A 15,668-nucleotide genomic window follows, 5' to 3' on the forward strand; every position below is an offset into this window, starting at 1 on the left:
CGCTTCGGCTTCGCCCTGCAAGGGGTTCTCCTCCGCCGTAGATCCGGCCTCCGGACCTCCATCGTGGGCGGCGGCCCCCGGCACCGCATCCGCAGCGCGACCGGGGACGTACGTGCGTGTGGGCGGCGGGGGCGTGCATGCATACGTGCGTACGCGGGCGTGCATGGGTTTACGGCCGTTCGCGGGCTTATCGGCGTACGGCCGGCTCATGGGCGTACGCGGGCTGAGCGGGCGCAGGGCCGTAAGGCGCCCCGGGTCAGGAACTCGGCAGGAGTCCGGCCGGCCCCCGCGCGGCGCGCAGCCGGTCCAGGTCGAGGGTGCCTTCCGTGGGCTCGGCGGTGCGCGGCAGGCCGAGGGCGGCGGTGACGGGCTCCGGCAGACTGCCGGTACCCAGCAACCCGGTGACCAGCTCGGTGGTGAGCCGGTGCCAGGCCGGGGCGCGGCGGATCATGGCGTGGTCGCCGCCCCGGACGGTGACCATGCAGGTGCGGGCGCCGGCGCGGCGGGCCCGGGCGGTGAGGGACTGGGTGGCCTGGGGGCTGGTGATCCGGTCCCGGCTGCTGTGTACGAGGACGACGTCACGGCCCGCGAGCTGGGTCACCGGGTCGCCCGGCGGGCACCAGGGGGCGAGGCCGACGACGCCGCGTACGAGGGGGTGCCCGGCGGCGCGCAGGGCGGCCCGGGCCCCCATGGAGTGGCCGAGGAGGACCACCGGCACGTCGTCCCCGGCCTCCTCGCCGAGGGCGTCCAGCGCGGCCAGGGCGTCGTGGAGGGCGTCGGCGCGGGGCCCGTTCCAGCCTCGGTGGGCGTAACGCACCTGCCGTACGAGGACCTCCGTACCGTCACCGTCGGCGCGGGACGCGCGGGTGGCCCGGCGCAGGGCGTGGACGAAGGGGCGCATACGGACGCCGGGGAGGTTGAGGGGGCCCCAGGGCGGCGGCTCCGTCCCGTTCTCGTGGCCCCCGTGCAGGACGAGAACCGCAGCCGACGGCGGTCGTTGGGCCACACGTACCTCCAGATCCGGGTGCGGGCGCCGGTGGTCCCGCTCCCTGCGTATTCGGTGCGGACCCGGTTCCGGATTGGGCCGAACGTGTCAACGGGCGGAAAGTGCCGTTCACTGTACGGGCACACCCCCATCCATGTACGTACCACGAACGCATATGAAGGAGTCGTCATGGCAGCAGGACCTCCCCTCGGCACCCCGGCACCGGACTTCACGCTCCCGGGCGGTGTCCTGTCCGGCCCGTCCGTGCCCGGGGACACCTTCGAACGCGGCGACTACACGCTCTCCGCCGCCCGGGGCCGGGCCGTGGTGCTGGCCTTCTACCCTGGGGACAACACCAGCGTCTGCACGAAGCAGCTCTGCTCGTACTCCTCGGGCATGGAGACCTTCGAGGGGCTCGACGCGGAGGTCTGGGGAATCAGTCCACAGGGTGTGGACAGCCACGAGTCGTTCGCCCGCACCTACGGACTCCGCATGCCGCTGCTGGCCGACGAGGGCCGCGAGATCGCCAAGGCGTACGGGGTCGCCGCCCCCGGTATCGGCGTACGGCGGGCGGTCTTCCTCATCGGCCCGGACGGCGTCCTGCGCTGGAAGCACGTCGCCCTGCTGGGCGCCACCTTCCAGTCCCTCTCCACCCTTGCCGATCAGCTGTCCGGCATCAAAACCGCGTAAAGATTGCCGGGATCCGGCAGTGTCACGAACCGGCCACCTATGGGACCATCTAGCCAGTTCGACGGAAATATCGCGGGGGAAGCCGAGAAACAGGGGAGTGATCGCGTGACCTTCTTTCTCGGTCTCGGCATTGCGGGAATCGCCCTGCTGGCCCTTTCACTCATCTTCGGCGGCGTCCTCGAAGGGATGCTCGACGGCGTACTCGACGGGCTCTTCGACGGACTGCTCTCACTCCCGGTGATCGCCGGCTTCATCTCGATGCTCGGTTTCGGCGGGGCGGTCGTGCTCGGCACCACGGGTGCCGGGCCGTTCGTGGCCACCGTCGTCGGCGTCGCGGCCGGTGTCGTCGCCGGCTGGCTGACCTGGAAGTTCAGCAAGGCCCTGATGCGGGACCAGACCTCCTCCACGCCACGCGGCGGCGACCTCGTCGGCACGTCCGGGATGGTCGTGACGGCCATCCCGGCCGAGGGCTACGGCGAGGTGATGCTGCGGCTGGCGGGCCAGCCCGTCAAGTACGCGGCCAAGTCCCCGACGCCGGTCGTCCGGGGCACCGAGGTCTGGGTGGAGGCGGAGCTGTCGACCACGTCGGTCGCTGTCCGCCCCGTGGAGCGCTGACCACGCGAACGGGCACCGCTCTCCCCGCCACGGTGACCTGAGACCCACACCCCCTTCATCCTCCTCCACTCACTTACTCACTCGTACTCACTTACTTACTCACCCGCACCCCACCAGCACCTGGCACCACAACAATCTGCCGTCCCCCACCCGGGAGGCAGGGGGGACACCTCATATGAGTCCAGTAGCACTCGCCGTCATCGGCATCGTCGTACTTCTCGTCCTGCTCGGCCTGGTCGTCATCACGCGGTACAAGGTCGCGGGGCCCAGCGAGGCCTTCATCATCACCGGCCGGCGCGGCAAGAAGTCGACGGACCCGGTCACCGGCCTCACCAGCGTCGACAACAGCGGCCAGAAGGTAGTCGTCGGTGGCGGCGTCTTCGTCGTGCCGTTCGTCCAGCAGAAGTTCACCCTGGACCTCTCCAGCCGGCACATCCCGATCGCCGTCCGTGGCGCGGTCACCCTGCGCGGCGTGAAGTCGAACCTCGAAGGCGTCGCGATCGTCAAGGTCGGGGGTGGCGAGGACGCGATCCGCGCCGCCGCCCAGCGCTTCCTCCAGCAGCAGGACGGCATCGTCGGCTTCACCCAGGAAGTGCTCTCCGGAGCGCTCCGCGCGATCGTCGGCCGGATGTCGGTCGAGGACATCATCCGGGACCGGGCCGCGTTCGCCGGACAGGTCGCCGAGGAGGCCGAGACCAGCCTCTCCGGCCAGGGCCTGATCCTGGACGCCTTCCAGATCCAGGACATCACCACCGAGGGCTCCTACCTGGAGGACCTCGGCCGTCCCGAGGCCGCCCGCGCCAAGCAGGAGGCGGACATCGCCGAGGCGATCGCCAAGCGCGCCTCGGAGCAGGCCCGGCTGAAGGCGGCCGAGGAGATCGCCATCGCCGAGCGGACGTACTACCTGAAGCAGGCCGAGATCAAGGCCGAGACCGAGGCGGCCGCCGCCAAGGCCAACGCCGCCGGTCCGCTCGCCGAGGCGGCCCGCCAGCAGGAAGTGCTCCAGGAGCAGGAGAAGGTCGCCGAGCGCCAGGCCGCGCTGACCGACCGCGAACTGGACACCAAGGTCCGTAAGCCCGCGGACGCCGCCCGCTACCAGGCGGAGCAGGAGGCGGAGGCCCGCCGCATCGCCCAGGTCAAGGAGGCCGAGGCGGACGCGGAGCGCTCGCGCCTGACCGGTCAGGGTGAGAAGCTCCACCGTTCGGCACTGGCCGACGCGGTGCGCATCGAGGGCGAGGCCGAGGCCGCGTCGATCGCAGCCAAGGGTGCGGCCGAGGCCGAGGCCATGCAGAAGAAGGCCGACGCGTTCGCGCAGTACGGCGACGCGGCCGTCCTCCAGATGCTGGTCGAGGTCCTCCCCGACGTCGTCGCGAAGGCCTCCGAGCCGCTGAGCGCGATCGACAAGCTGACGGTCATCTCGACGGACGGCGCCGGCCAGCTGGCCCGTACGGTCACCGACAACGTCGCGCAGGGCGTGGAGCTGCTCAGCTCCACGACCGGCGTGGACGTGGCCCAGCTGCTCCAGAACCTCAAGAACCGGACGGGCGCCCCGGCCGACACGTCCTCCTCCGCACCGGAGAAGGGCACCCAGGACAAGAAGAAGGACCGGATCGAGATCACGGACTGACGCTTTACGGACTGACGCCTTCCCGCATCAGCTCCGCTCCCTGTGCCCGGCGACGTAGATCCGTTACGTCGCCGGGCACATGCGTGTCCGCCCTGCCACCCCCCGAAACCGGAATCGGCCAACTGCGCCTGGGCGCCTACTGCTCGTCCCCACCCGCGACCCCGGCCGCGGCAGCGGCGGCGAGCCGGGGCCGCCACCCGTCGGGATCCCGCCCGGCCTCGACGGCAGCGGCAGCGTCCTCGGCGAGGTCGACACCGAGCTGAGCGGCGCGCCACTCGGCCCACCGCGCCCAGGCAGCGGCTTGCTGGCACTGGGGGCACTCGGTGGAGCCGTCGTAGGACCGGAAGACATGCTCGGCCCCCGGCCCCTGACAGGTGACCAGGGGAGCGACGTACGGAGGCGGAGCAGGCAGAACGGACGGCGCCTCCTCACGAGCAGGCACCGCCTTCCGGCGCTCCCCGGGGTCTTCGGGCATCTTCTGCACAAGCCGATGCCTGAGGAACTTCACCGCGCACCGAACGCCGTCCGACGGCAGACCACTGCTCAACACGCCCCGAAGCTCCCCGGCAGAAACGCCACGCCGCAACCACTCTGCGGCGGCTCCGACAAGCTCACGGGCCTCGGCGACCCCAAGATGCAACTGCCGATGAGAGTGCCGGAGAGACAACAACACCCGCTCGGCCTCGCGCTCTTGGGAAGACAGCTCCACCAAGGCGTCAGCCTCGGGCGGGGGTTCGGTGGGTGGGCGGGATGCGTTCTCCCCCAGTTCTTCGTCTACCGGTAGTTGATGACCGGCGGTCCGACCCCCCGGCTGACCGACGGCCGGAAACCGCGCACTCGGAGCCGACGACCGCACCCCCACTCCAGCATCCCGCCACACCGCCAGAGCATCACCCTCACTCAGCGGCACATTGGAGAACAGCTGATGGGTGACCCAAAGCCCCCGCTCACCGGAGACTCTCCGCTCATGAACGAACCCGTTGAGGACCAACTGCTCCTTGGCGCGCTGAAACGCCCGCCCCTTGATGCCCAGCTTCCGGCCGTGCTCGGACAGCGCCACATGGGTCTGCTCATCGGGCAACCCCTGCACGTACAACAGCAAGATCTTCGCGTCACTGCAGAGACGCGGATGACGCACGACATCGTGCGAGGCCTTCGTGTAGCGCCGAACCGGCGCGATAGCATGCCAAAGCATCCCAGTGGACTCCTTGTTCTCCACTAGTTGGGTGAAGGCCCTCGGCTAGGTGCTGTAACACCACCGGGGGCCGCCCCATGTGCAGGCAAGAGCGCACACACAGAGCGTGATGACACGGTCACCGTACAGCAGACAAGAGCGAGTTGGCGCCCAAACCAACGCGAGACGGCCTCAAGTCCCCCTACAGGGGCACGTGATCGCCCACGCAGCCCTCGTCTGTTGAACTGTCAAATTGTCGCAATCTCGATGCCTCCCCGAATCCCGCTGGGACGCTGGTCCCCATGACCACGCCACTGACCGCGCGCCAACGCCTTTCCGAGCTCCACCGCTACGCGGCCGTAAGCGGCGAGAACTTCACTGCCCAGAACCTGGCCTCAACCCGCACCAATCAACTGCGCTTCGCCCGTTGCTCGTTCGCGGGCGCCGACCTGCGCTACGCATCCCTGGAAAGCTGTTGGTTCAAGTTCTGCGACTTCACCGGCGCAGACCTACGCGGAGCCTCCCTACGCGGCGCGGTCCTGGCCGGCTGCAACCTCCGCGACGCCGACCTCCGCGACACGGACCTGACGGGCGCCAGACTGAGCAGCGTCAACACCGGCATCCCCCGCCTGGGCCCCACGGACATCACAGGCGCCCGCTTCGATGGAACGTCCCTGCGCAACGTCCAGGCAGACGAGGTAATCGGCTGGCCGCCGGGGGCGGTGCGGAGCGAGTAGGGCCTGGTGCGCGGTCATTGTCGACACGCTGCCCCCGGCTATCGACCCTGGGAAGGCTGAGGCATGGCCCCGGCGGGTTACGACGCCGCCCTGCTGCACACCCACAGCCTCGCGGAGCGCGTGCGGACGAAGCTGTCCGGCATTCTCGCGAGCGGCACCGGGCGACTCGCGGAGCTGGTGGTCATCACCGAACTCCTCCAGAGCGCCGAACGCGGGGACATTCCTGAACTCCTTCCGCGCCGCGGCAGCGGGCCGGGGTGGTCCGGCGCCGATAGCGGCGGGTGTTCGCGTCTCCGCGGTCGACCGTGGGGGCGGCTTCGACCGTCGTACGCTGCCGGAACCGCACCCTTCCCTCGTCAACTGGGAGTCCCCGCGTGAGCGATCAGTCCGGGCAGCAGGACAAGAAGCCGTTTCTGTACGTCGTCGTCTGCGCGGCGGGCATCGCCGGTGATGTGGGGCAGCTCATCTCGGCCGCCCAGCAGCGTGGTTGGGACGTCGGTGTCGTTGCCACCCCGCGAGGGCTGACCTTCATCGATGCCGCCGCCGTCGAAGCGCAGACCGGGTATCCGATCCGGTCCGCCTGGCGGGCTCCCGGTGATCCGCGGCCGCTCCCGGATCCGGACGCCATCGCCGTCGCACCGGCCACCTTCAACACGGTCAACAAGTGGGCGGCCGGGATCTCGGACACCCTCGCCCTCGGCATCCTGTGCGAGGCGTACGGGTTCGGCATCCCCACCGCCGTCCTGCCGTACGTCAACTCCGCCCAGGCCGCCCATCCCGCGTACGCCGAGAGTCTCCGGCGGCTGCGGGGCATGGGGGTCCTGATCAGTTCTTACGAGCCTCATACACCCAAGGGCGCGGATGGGGCCGGGCAGTTCCGGTGGGAGGAGGCGCTGCAGCTGCTTGCGCCCAGGGGGGCCGGGCAGAGTTGACCGTCCCTCTCCCGGTGGACCGTTGCCGCCGTGCGCGGACGCGCTGTGGTGGGGGGTTCGCGAGCCGCGTTCTCCCTCTCCACGGGGGTGGGAATGTGGCCGGGAATTGTGGAGTCGACCGAGTGCTGGATGCGGTAGTTATTTCCTCACCAGCCTTCTGTATACGTCCTGTTGGCCTGAGCCGCCGCCGTCCCATTCGGCTGCGCTTCTTCACACTTTCCGCGCCTTCCGTGCCGCGCTCTGTGGCACGGTGGATCGACTGGTGACTCGGGTGTCCGAGCGTCCGCGTAGGGGGAACTTCATGCGTCTTCGCACCGTCGCGGCCTCGGCCGCGCTCGTCCTGTGCGCTACGGCGGGTGCCGTCGGCTGTTCGGCCCCGTCGGACTCCCCCGAGGGGGCCCGGCCCGGCGCCTCGGCCGATCCCGCGCCGGTCGAGGGCATGGCCGGGAACATCGAGACCGGCAAGCGTCAGGCCGGACCGCCCCAGCTGGAGGGGCAGAGCGCGACCGGGTCCCTGGAGTGCGCGGGGTCGGTCGGGGAGATTCCGGCGGAGTGTGCGCTCGACCTGTCCTTCGAGCGGAGCAGCGACGGGGAGCTTGCCGCCGGGACGCCGGACGCCCGGTAGGTACGGGACAGCAGTAGCAGCGCTCCAGCAGGAGGCGCCGGCACCAAAGCGTGTGCCGGCGCCTCCTTCCGTGTGTTCAGAACCTTCGAAAGCTTTCCCCGTGCCCAGAGATCCCTTAGCCTCACACCCTGTTCACATTCAACAATGGGTGGCTCCTAAACAGGAGCCAGGTGCGGGGGTAGTGAAATATGCGTGAAAACTGGCGCATAAAGGTGAGTGCCATCGCTGGTGCGTCAGCACTGGCGTTCTCGGCTCTCACGGCGACGCCCGCGCTCGCCGAGGAGCCGGCGGGTGGCCTCCAGGAAGTGGAGATGCCCGCGGGTGTGATGATCGTCGAAGGGCTTGCTCCGGACCCCGGGGCGGACCTGCCCTCTCTGGAGCCCGAGGCGGAAACGGCCGACGCCCCCTCCGCGACGCAGGCCGCCGCCAAGGCCGCTCCCACCAACACCTGCCTCGGCGCCACCGCCGCCTACGGTGCCAAGGGGTGCTTCCAGCACAACGGCGACATCGTGTGGGCGGGCGACACGAAGAAGGACGGCATGTCCGCGGCCGTCGGGGTCTACACCGACTACGGGCGCGCCGCCGAGGTCTGCATCAACAAGCTCGGGGTGAACACCTGGGCGACCTGCGACAAGGACTACCGCGAGTCCGGGAACGTACGCCTGCGGGTCCTGCGCTACGACGGTGACACCGGGAAGTTCTACCAGCCCGAGTCCTGGTCCGGCTGGGTTCCGGTCGACGGGAAGTTCTGATCCTCGCTGCCCGCTCGTCGCCGGAACCCCTGCGTCCGTTCGTGATCGTTCCCGCCGTGAGGGAGCGGGGTGGCGGGAACGCTGCGCGGGGCGCCGAGACCAGTGGATCGTTTCGGGCCGACCGATAAGGTAATGGCCGGATAAATAGATCACCATGTGCGCCGAGACTCCGACGCACGTCTCGGGAGGCAGTCATGGGAACCCGTCGCACGTCCTTGCCCGGAGTGGGTGCCCAGTACGACTTCACCACCGAGACCGGGCAGCACATCTCCGTCGTCGTTCACCACGACGGGCGGCGGTTCATCGGGTTCTACGAACAGGACGACCCCGATTCGTGCCGGCTGTCCGTGCCCCTGACGACCGCCGAGGCCACCGCGCTGGCCCACCTCATCGACCCCGCGCCCATCGACGCCGTACGGACCGAGGGCATCGACCTCGTCACCGAGCACATCCCGCTCGGCTCCCGGTCCCCTTACGGGGGGCGGCTGTTGGGGGAGACGCGGGCGCGTACCCGGACCGGGGCGTCCATCGTCGCCGTGCTGCGCACGCACAGCGCGCACCCGTCGCCGGAACCGAGCTTTCGACTCGCCATCGGGGACACGCTCGTCGCCGTCGGTACGCGTGAGGGCGTCGACGCGCTCTCCGAGATCATTGCGGAGGGCTGACCGTGCATGACACGACTGCATTGCTGGTGGAGCTGGGCGCCGTCATCCTCGGGCTCGGGCTCATCGGGCGGGTCGCCGGGCGGATAGGGCTCTCGCCGATTCCGCTCTATCTGCTCGCGGGGCTCGCTTTCGGCCATGGTGGGCTCATCCCGCTGGACGCCAGCGAGGAGTTCACCATGGTCGGCGCCGAGATCGGCGTCATCCTGCTGCTGCTCCTGCTGGGGCTGGAATACAGCGCCTCGGAGTTGGTCACCAGTCTCAAGACGCAGTATCCGTCCGGTGCCGTCGACTTCGTGCTCAACGCGACGCCCGGTGCTGTGGCCGCCCTGATCCTCGGCTGGGGGCCCGTCGGCGCCGTCGCGCTCGCCGGGGTCACCTGGATCTCGTCGTCCGGCGTGATCGCGAAGGTGATGACCGACCTCGGACGGCTCGGTAACCGCGAGACCCCCGTCATCCTCGGCGTCCTCGTCATGGAGGACCTGGCGATGGCGGTCTACCTGCCGCTGCTCACCGCCATGCTCGCCGGGGTCAGCCTCGCGGGCGGCAGCCTCGCGCTCGTGATCGCGCTCGGCACCGTCGGCTTCGTGCTGTATCTGGCCCTGCGCCACGGGCGCCTCATCAGCCGCGCGGTCTCCTCCGACAACCCGGAGATGCTGCTCCTGGTCGTCCTCGGCCTCACCGTGCTCGTCGCCGGGGTCGCCCAGCAGCTCCAAGTCTCGGCGGCCGTGGGCGCGTTCCTCGTCGGTATCGCCCTCTCCGGTGAGGTCGCCGAGGGGGCCCGCAAGCTCCTCACGCCGCTGCGCGATCTGTTCGCCGCCGTGTTCTTCGTCTTCTTCGGGCTCTCCACCAACCCGGCCGACATCCCGCCGGTGCTGCTGCCCGCCGCCCTCCTGGCCGTCGTCACCGTGCTCACGAAGATCCTCACCGGCTGGTACGCGGCCCGGCGTGCCGGGGTCGGCTCGCCGGGGCGGTGGCGGGCGGGAGGCACGCTCGTGGCACGCGGTGAGTTCTCCATCGTCATCGCCGGTCTCGCCGTCGCCACCGAACCGCGCATCGGGCCGCTGGCCACCGCGTACGTCCTGATCCTCGTCATCGTCGGTCCGCTCACCGCCCGGTGGACGCAGCCGGCCGCCGCGAAGGTCCAGGCCATGCGGGGGGTGAAGCCCACCGCTGTCGCGGCGGAAGCTCCGCCGAAGGCCGCTCCCGAGCGACGGCTCGGCGACCACGACGAGTTGACTCCGGAGCCCGCGGGCGAGGCTCGCGGCGACTGACCGGCTTCCGCTCTCCTCCGGCCGGTTCGGGCAGCCGTCACCACGGTGTCCCGGGCCGGCCGTCGTGCTGTCCATGCTGTCCGGAACTTGTCCCTGCGGGCTGGTCAGACCCCCTGAACCCGGGGCGGGGGGCCGCCCTCCCTGCTAGCTTCTACACGTCTGTAGAGTTTTCTTTTGTTCCGGCATTGCACCGCAACGTATGGAGATGTCATGGCCCTGTGGGATCGGATCAAGGAATCCGCTTCGTCTATGCAGACGCAGCTGGAAGCGAAGAAGAACGACCTGAAGTCGGGGGCGTTCCGGGACGCGAGCATGGCCATGTGCGCTCTGGTCGCCGCCGCCGACGGCTCCATCGACGCGTCCGAGCGTCAGCGCGTCGCGGCGCTCATCTCCAACAACGACGTCCTGAAGAACTTTCCCGCGGACGACCTCCAGCGGCGGTTCAACGACTACCTGAACAAGCTCACCGCCGACTTCGACTTCGGCAAGGTCAGCGTGCTCCAGGAGATCGCCAAGGCGAAGAAGAAGCCCGCCGAGGCGCGTGCCGTCATCCAGATCGGCATCATCATCGGCGGCGCCGACGGCGACTTCGACAAGACGGAGCAGGCCGTCGTGCGTGAGGCGTGTTTCGCCCTGGACCTGCCGCCGCACGAGTTCGACCTGTAGGTCGACCCGTAGGGGCCTGACCCTACGTATTCACGGGCCGGCCGGGGGCCTCACAGCTCCTTGGCCGGCCAGTCCAGCAGGCGCGCGCCGATCACCGCCGTCTGCAGGCTGTAGCGGTGCATCGGGTCCGCCGGGTCGGAGCCGGTGAGCTGGTGGATGCGTTCCAGGCGGTACGTCAACGCCCGTACGCTCAGCGCCAGGCGGCGGGCCGTCTCGGCCGCCACACACCCCGCGTCGAAGTAGACCGCCAGCGTCTTCAGCAGCGGCTCCGCGCCACCCCGCGCCTTCTGGAGCGGACCCAGTTCGCTGCGTACGAGATCCGCCATCGCCTGCCGGTCCCGGGTCAGCACCGGGTAGACCAGGAGGTCCGAGGCGTACAGCACCGGGTCCTCCATCCCCATCCGGTCCGCCAGGTCGAGGGCTTCGAGCGCCTCGTCGTACGAGTGGACCACCCCGCCGGGGCCCTTGTGCGGGCGGCCGATCGCGACCTGGCCGCCGTCCGTCGCCGCGTGCGACTGCTTGGCGAAGTAGCGCAGGACGTCGGGCTGGCTGCCGGGCGCGATGCAGACGATCCGCCCGTCCTTCGTCGTGAGCAGGATCTTGCGGCCGCTGAACCGGGTCAGCAGCGCCGCCTCCACACTCCGCGGCACCGCGTCCGTCTCCGTGTACGCCTCCGGGCCCGACGCCACCGCGACCGCGTGCGCCCGGGAGAGCCGCAGGCCGAAGCGGGTGGCGCGCTCCGCGAGCCGGACCAGATCGCTGCGCCCGTAGAGGAGATCGTCGATGAACTCACGGCGAGCCGCCTCCTCCCGCCGTACGGTGAGCCGCTGTGCGCGCTCGAACCCCTCGGCGAACGCGTCGACCGCCTGCTCCACCGCGGCCAGCACCGCATCGGTCACGGCGGGGCTGTTTCCGGCAGCCGCCTTTGGCCAGGCCTCGCGGGTCTGTGCCAGATGCATCGTCACCAGCGCGCGCAGCTGATGGCCGGCGTCGGCCGCCTCGCGGCCCAACGCTCGTCGCATCTCCAGTTCGTTACGCGTCAGGCGCCGTCCCGTGGTGGCGACTTCGCCCAGAATATGGGCATAATTTCCCAGCGTTTCCTCGGGAATCCTTGGCTCGGCCACGCACACTCCTTCAGCCTTGCAACGGTTCTGTCATTTCACCAACGCACACCGGGCGGTGCCGGTGCCCGGCATCAGCAAAGCGTAAAGATTGCCGGAAACCGGCAATGCGGCGGGTGGGGTCCGGATGACAGGATCAGGTCAGCAACACAACGGGGGAACACGGGGGACAACGGGGAGAGCAGGCGCCCCACCGGACGGTCCACGGGGGGTCCACGGGGGATTCGGGATGCGACGGTGGGCACCTTGAGGGGAACGAACCGGTTGCTGCGGCACAGTTCGCGGTGGCGCAGCGCCGGCCCCACCACCGGGCCTCGCAACACGGCCTCCCACAGGGCCGTGCACCGAGCGTGACGGGCGTGTCTTCGGACGTGACGGGCGCGTAGGGCCGGCACAACTCCCCCGTAACGGAAGAGGTTCGCGCCCGCCACCGGGCCGGCGCGCAGAACGGCAAAGGGGGGTGGGACCGATGGGCGAGTTCCTGGACGCGGCACTCGGCTTCCCCGCCGTCATCTTCGGCGCCGCACTCGTGGTCGTCGTCTGCTTCTGGCTGCTCGTGCTGGCCGGCGCCGCCGACCAGCACTCCTTCGACTCGGACCTCGACTCCGGCACGGTCGGCTTCGGCGGGGTACCCGTCACCGTCTCCGTATCGCTGGTCGTGGTCATCGGCTGGTTCGGCAGCCTGACCGGTACGGTCCTGGTGCACCGGCTCCCGGCCACGGGCGCCACCCGCGCGGTGCTCGCCGTCGCCGTACTCGCCGGATCGCTGTTCCTCGCCTGGGGAACCGTCCGCCTTCTCGCACACCTCTTCCGCCGGTACTTCCCGGCGGAACCTCCGCCATCGCGCCTGGACTTCGTCGGACGCGTGTGCACCATCCGCACCGGGTCGGTCAGCTCCGTCTTCGGTCAGGCCGAGGTCGCCGCGGCCGACGGTTCGACGGCGATCGTCCAGGTCCGCCAGGCCCCCAGAGTCGCGCAACTCGCCGAGCTGCACGCCGAGGAGCGCCTCGCCTTCGGCAGCACGGGGCTCCTCTACGCCTACGACGAAGAGGGCGAGTTCTTCTGGGTGTCGCCGTACGACGCGGCCCTCGACCCCGGTCCGAAGGCGAAACCGGGCGGGCTGGGGCTACCGGAGGCCACGAACGGCTGACGCCGGCGGGGCGTGCGCCCGGACCGGTCGGCCGAGTGGCCGGTGGTCGGGTGGGTGCCTGTCTGTCGGGGTGGGCCGGCCGGTGTGCCGGCCGGTGAGTGCCTGTCCGTGCATACCTGTCGGTCGGTGCCTGTCGGTGGGTGCCGGGGTCCTCCGTGGACGTGGTTGTCCCGGGGTGGGCGGGCCCTCACTCGCTGCCTCTCGTGTGTCCTTCTCCTCCTCTCCGTTCTTCGCCTGTCCTCAACTTTCCTGCCCTCCAGCTGCCAAGGACTCTTATGGATGCCATCTCCTTGAGCATCGGCGTGCTCATCGCCGTTGTCCTGCTCATCGTCGTCGCCATCGCCTTCGTCATCACCCGGCTGTTCCGCAAGGTCGAGCAGGGCAAGGCGCTGATCATCTCCAAGACCAAGAAGGTCGACGTGACCTTCACCGGTGCCGTCGTCCTGCCCGTGCTCCACAAGGCCGAGACGATGGACATCTCGGTGAAGAAGATCGAGATCCACCGCGCCGGGCGCGAGGGGCTGATCTGCCAGGACAACATCCGCGCCGACATCCAGATCACCTTCTTCGTCCGGGTCAACAAGACCGTCGAGGACGTCATCAAGGTCGCCCAGGCCATCGGCACCGAGCGGGCCAGTGACCGGGTCGCCATCCAGGAGTTCTTCGCCGCGAAGTTCTCCGAAGCCCTCAAGACCGTCGGCAAGCAACTCGACTTCGTCGACCTGTACACCAAGCGCGAGGAGTTCCGGGACCGGATCATCCAGGTCATCGGGACCGACCTGAACGGCTACCACCTCGACGACGCCGCGATCGACTTCCTCGAGCAGACCCCGATGGCGCAACTCGACGGCTCCAACATCCTCGATGCCCAGGGCATCCGGAAGATCACCGAACTCACGGCGATCGAGCACGTGCGCACCAACGAGTTCCAGCGCACCGAGCAGAAGGAGATCACCCGGCAGGACGTCGACGCCCGCGAGACCATCCTGGAGCTGGAGCGCCGGCAGGCCGAGGCGGAGATCAAGCAGCGCCGCGAGGTCGAGGTGCTGCGGGCCCGCGAGGAGTCGGCCACCGCACGGGTGCAGGAGGAGGAGCGGCTCGGCGCGCAGACCGCGTTCATCAAGACCGAGGAGCAGCTCGGCATCCAGCGCGAGAACCAGGCACGCGAGATCGCCGTCGCGCAGAAGAACCGCGAGCGCGTCATCGCCGTCGAGAGCGAGCGTATCGAGAAGGACCGGATGCTGGAGGTCATCGGGCGCGAGCGCGAGACCGAGCTGAACCGGATCGCCGCCACGAAGGAGGTCGAGGCCGAGCGGCGCGAGGTCGCCGACGTCATCCGGGAGCGGATCGCGGTGGACCGTACCGTCGCCGAGCAGGAGGAGTCGATCCTGACCCTGCGGGCTGTCGAGGACGCCGAGCGCTCCCGTAAGTCGGTCATCATCGCCGCCGAGGCCGAGGCCCAGGAGAAGCTGGTCAAGGACATCAAGGCGGCCGAGGCGGCGGAGGCGGCCTCCACGCACCTCGCGGCCGAGCAGCTCACGCTCGCCGAGGCGCGGCTCAAGACGGCCGACCTCGACGCGCAGGCCAAGCTGCGGCTGGCGGAGGGCATCCAGGCCGAGACGGCCGCGCCCGGGCTCGCCGCGGTGCAGGTCCGCGACGCGGAGGCCGACGTCACCGAGAAGGCCGGTCTCGCGGAGGCCGAGGCCACGGCGGCCCGGCTCAAGGCCGAGGCCGAGGGCGCGCGGCTCAAGGCGCTCGCGGAGGCCGAGGGCACGCAGGCCCAGGCGTCGGCGGACGCGGCGGTCATCGGCGAGAAGCTGAAGGCGGAGGCCGCGGGGCTCACGGAGAAGGCGGCCGCGATGGCGGCGCTGGACGAGGCGTCGCGCGGGCACGAGGAGTACCGGCTCCGCCTCGACGCGGAGAAGGAGATCCGGCTGGCCGGGCTCGAAGTGCAGCGGCAGGTGGCCGAGGCGCAGGCGACGGTCCTGGCGACGGGTCTGGAGAACGCCGACATCGACATCGTCGGCGGGGAGTCCGTCTTCTTCGACCGGCTCGTCTCGTCGATCTCGCTCGGCAAGGCGGTGGACGGGTTCGTGGACAACTCACAGACCGCGCAGGCGCTGGCGGGGCCGTGGCTGGACGGGTCGTCGTCCTTCACGGACGACCTCAGCCGGGTGCTGGGGTCGGTCTCCACGGGGGATGTGCAGAACCTGACGGTGTCGGCGCTGCTGATGCGGCTGATGGGGTCGTCGGGGGCGGCGTCCGGGCAGGTGGAGCAGTTGCTGGCGGCGGCGAAGGAGTTGGGGCTGGCGGATCTGCCGGTGTCCTCCGTGGGTGGTCTCCGGGGTGCCCCCGCCGGTGATGTGGTGGCCCGGAACGGGGCCGGGGCGGCGGCCGGGTAGTTCCGCCTCCTGTCTGCCGCAGTCCGTCCGGCGTTCAAGGGCGGAACCCTTGATCGGGGGCCGGGCCGGGTGGGGTGCCCCACGGGGGTGGGCGCCTCACCGGCCGGGTTCACCGGGTCCGCCCCGCGCATCGGGGGCGAGCCCAGCGGGCCGGGGGTTCCGCCCCCGAACGCCGGACGGGCTGGGACCTCGGCCCGCCCCCACACGTCGGTGTCCGGCCTCAACGCCGGACGGGCTGGAATGGGTGCGCCGGACG

15 protein-coding genes are annotated in these 15,668 nt (G+C 70.2%); 12 read left to right on the forward strand and 3 right to left on the reverse strand.

Features of this window, described 5'->3' with window-relative positions; all coding sequences use genetic code 11:
- Positions 1-256 precede the first annotated feature (256 nt).
- The gene (locus D6270_RS16235; RefSeq protein ID WP_109164765.1) at positions 257-1,006 is read right to left on the reverse strand and encodes an alpha/beta fold hydrolase; all 750 of its coding nucleotides are present in this window, start codon (positions 1,004-1,006) and stop codon (positions 257-259) included.
- A gap of 168 nt (positions 1,007-1,174) precedes the next feature.
- Between D6270_RS16235 and D6270_RS16240 the strand changes: the two genes are divergently transcribed.
- The 3 genes from D6270_RS16240 (at position 1,175) to D6270_RS16250 (ending at position 3,917) form a co-directional block, all read left to right on the forward strand.
- Complete coding sequence (locus D6270_RS16240; protein ID WP_109164764.1) at positions 1,175-1,675, forward strand: peroxiredoxin; 501 nt, start codon at positions 1,175-1,177, stop codon at positions 1,673-1,675.
- 105 nt (positions 1,676-1,780) lie between these two features.
- Entirely contained in the window at positions 1,781-2,290 is a 510-nt protein-coding gene (locus D6270_RS16245; protein ID WP_109164763.1) for an NfeD C-terminal domain-containing protein, read from the forward strand.
- 175 nt (positions 2,291-2,465) lie between these two features.
- Complete coding sequence (locus D6270_RS16250) at positions 2,466-3,917, forward strand: flotillin family protein (protein WP_109164762.1); 1,452 nt, start codon at positions 2,466-2,468, stop codon at positions 3,915-3,917.
- 136 nt (positions 3,918-4,053) lie between these two features.
- Here D6270_RS16250 and D6270_RS16255 read toward each other — a convergent pair whose 3' ends face one another.
- The gene (locus D6270_RS16255; RefSeq protein ID WP_109164761.1) at positions 4,054-5,112 is read right to left on the reverse strand and encodes a hypothetical protein; all 1,059 of its coding nucleotides are present in this window, start codon (positions 5,110-5,112) and stop codon (positions 4,054-4,056) included.
- 281 nt (positions 5,113-5,393) lie between these two features.
- Between D6270_RS16255 and D6270_RS16260 the strand changes: the two genes are divergently transcribed.
- From D6270_RS16260 to D6270_RS16295, 7 genes are all read left to right on the forward strand, one after another.
- Positions 5,394-5,828, forward strand: a complete 435-nt coding sequence (locus tag D6270_RS16260; protein WP_109164760.1) for a pentapeptide repeat-containing protein — start codon at positions 5,394-5,396, stop codon at positions 5,826-5,828.
- A gap of 374 nt (positions 5,829-6,202) precedes the next feature.
- Positions 6,203-6,760 carry a flavoprotein gene (locus D6270_RS16270; protein WP_109164759.1) on the forward strand — a complete coding sequence of 186 codons (558 nt, stop codon included), beginning with the start codon at positions 6,203-6,205 and terminating at the stop codon, positions 6,758-6,760.
- Between the two features lie 301 nt (positions 6,761-7,061).
- Positions 7,062-7,385: a hypothetical protein gene (locus D6270_RS16275; protein ID WP_109164758.1), complete on the forward strand. Its 324-nt coding sequence runs from the start codon at positions 7,062-7,064 to the stop codon at positions 7,383-7,385.
- 188 nt (positions 7,386-7,573) lie between these two features.
- Positions 7,574-8,137 (forward strand): hypothetical protein, encoded by a 564-nt coding sequence (locus D6270_RS16280; protein ID WP_109164757.1) that lies wholly within the window; start codon positions 7,574-7,576, stop codon positions 8,135-8,137.
- A 194-nt stretch (positions 8,138-8,331) separates the two neighbouring features.
- Entirely contained in the window at positions 8,332-8,802 is a 471-nt protein-coding gene (locus D6270_RS16285; RefSeq protein WP_109164756.1) for a cation:proton antiporter regulatory subunit, read from the forward strand.
- Between the two features lie 2 nt (positions 8,803-8,804).
- Positions 8,805-10,073: a cation:proton antiporter gene (locus D6270_RS16290; protein ID WP_109164755.1), complete on the forward strand. Its 1,269-nt coding sequence runs from the start codon at positions 8,805-8,807 to the stop codon at positions 10,071-10,073.
- Between the two features lie 210 nt (positions 10,074-10,283).
- Positions 10,284-10,739, forward strand: coding sequence for a tellurite resistance TerB family protein (locus D6270_RS16295; RefSeq protein WP_084747439.1), 456 nt, complete (start codon positions 10,284-10,286; stop codon positions 10,737-10,739).
- Positions 10,740-10,789: 50 nt separating this feature from the next.
- On the opposite strand, the gene D6270_RS16300 is transcribed toward D6270_RS16295, so the two are convergent.
- Positions 10,790-11,863 (reverse strand): PucR family transcriptional regulator, encoded by a 1,074-nt coding sequence (locus D6270_RS16300; protein ID WP_109164754.1) that lies wholly within the window; start codon positions 11,861-11,863, stop codon positions 10,790-10,792.
- A gap of 466 nt (positions 11,864-12,329) precedes the next feature.
- Between D6270_RS16300 and D6270_RS16305 the strand changes: the two genes are divergently transcribed.
- Together D6270_RS16305 and D6270_RS16310 are read left to right on the forward strand one after the other, a co-directional pair.
- Positions 12,330-13,010, forward strand: a complete 681-nt coding sequence (locus D6270_RS16305) for a hypothetical protein (protein WP_109164753.1) — start codon at positions 12,330-12,332, stop codon at positions 13,008-13,010.
- Positions 13,011-13,285: 275 nt separating this feature from the next.
- Positions 13,286-15,412 carry a hypothetical protein gene (locus tag D6270_RS16310; RefSeq protein ID WP_109164752.1) on the forward strand — a complete coding sequence of 709 codons (2,127 nt, stop codon included), beginning with the start codon at positions 13,286-13,288 and terminating at the stop codon, positions 15,410-15,412.
- The last annotated feature ends 256 nt before the right edge of the window (positions 15,413-15,668 follow it).

Source organism: Streptomyces griseus subsp. griseus (assembly GCF_003610995.1).
In the GTDB taxonomy this organism is placed as follows: Bacteria; Actinomycetota; Actinomycetes; order Streptomycetales; family Streptomycetaceae; genus Streptomyces.

Bases quoted from the DNA above. Each gene is read 5' to 3' on its own strand.
- D6270_RS16240 (WP_109164764.1), top strand. From the start codon at position 1,175: ATGGCAGCAGGACCTCCCCTCGGCACCCCGGCACCGGACTTCACGCTC.
- D6270_RS16250 (WP_109164762.1), top strand. From the start codon at position 2,466: ATGAGTCCAGTAGCACTCGCCGTCATCGGCATCGTCGTACTTCTCGTC.
- D6270_RS16255 (WP_109164761.1), bottom strand. From the start codon at position 5,112: ATGCTTTGGCATGCTATCGCGCCGGTTCGGCGCTACACGAAGGCCTCG.
- D6270_RS16260 (WP_109164760.1), top strand. From the start codon at position 5,394: ATGACCACGCCACTGACCGCGCGCCAACGCCTTTCCGAGCTCCACCGC.
- D6270_RS16275 (WP_109164758.1), top strand. From the start codon at position 7,062: ATGCGTCTTCGCACCGTCGCGGCCTCGGCCGCGCTCGTCCTGTGCGCT.
- D6270_RS16280 (WP_109164757.1), top strand. From the start codon at position 7,574: ATGCGTGAAAACTGGCGCATAAAGGTGAGTGCCATCGCTGGTGCGTCA.
- D6270_RS16285 (WP_109164756.1), top strand. From the start codon at position 8,332: ATGGGAACCCGTCGCACGTCCTTGCCCGGAGTGGGTGCCCAGTACGAC.
- D6270_RS16295 (WP_084747439.1), top strand. From the start codon at position 10,284: ATGGCCCTGTGGGATCGGATCAAGGAATCCGCTTCGTCTATGCAGACG.
- D6270_RS16305 (WP_109164753.1), top strand. From the start codon at position 12,330: ATGGGCGAGTTCCTGGACGCGGCACTCGGCTTCCCCGCCGTCATCTTC.
- D6270_RS16310 (WP_109164752.1), top strand. From the start codon at position 13,286: ATGGATGCCATCTCCTTGAGCATCGGCGTGCTCATCGCCGTTGTCCTG.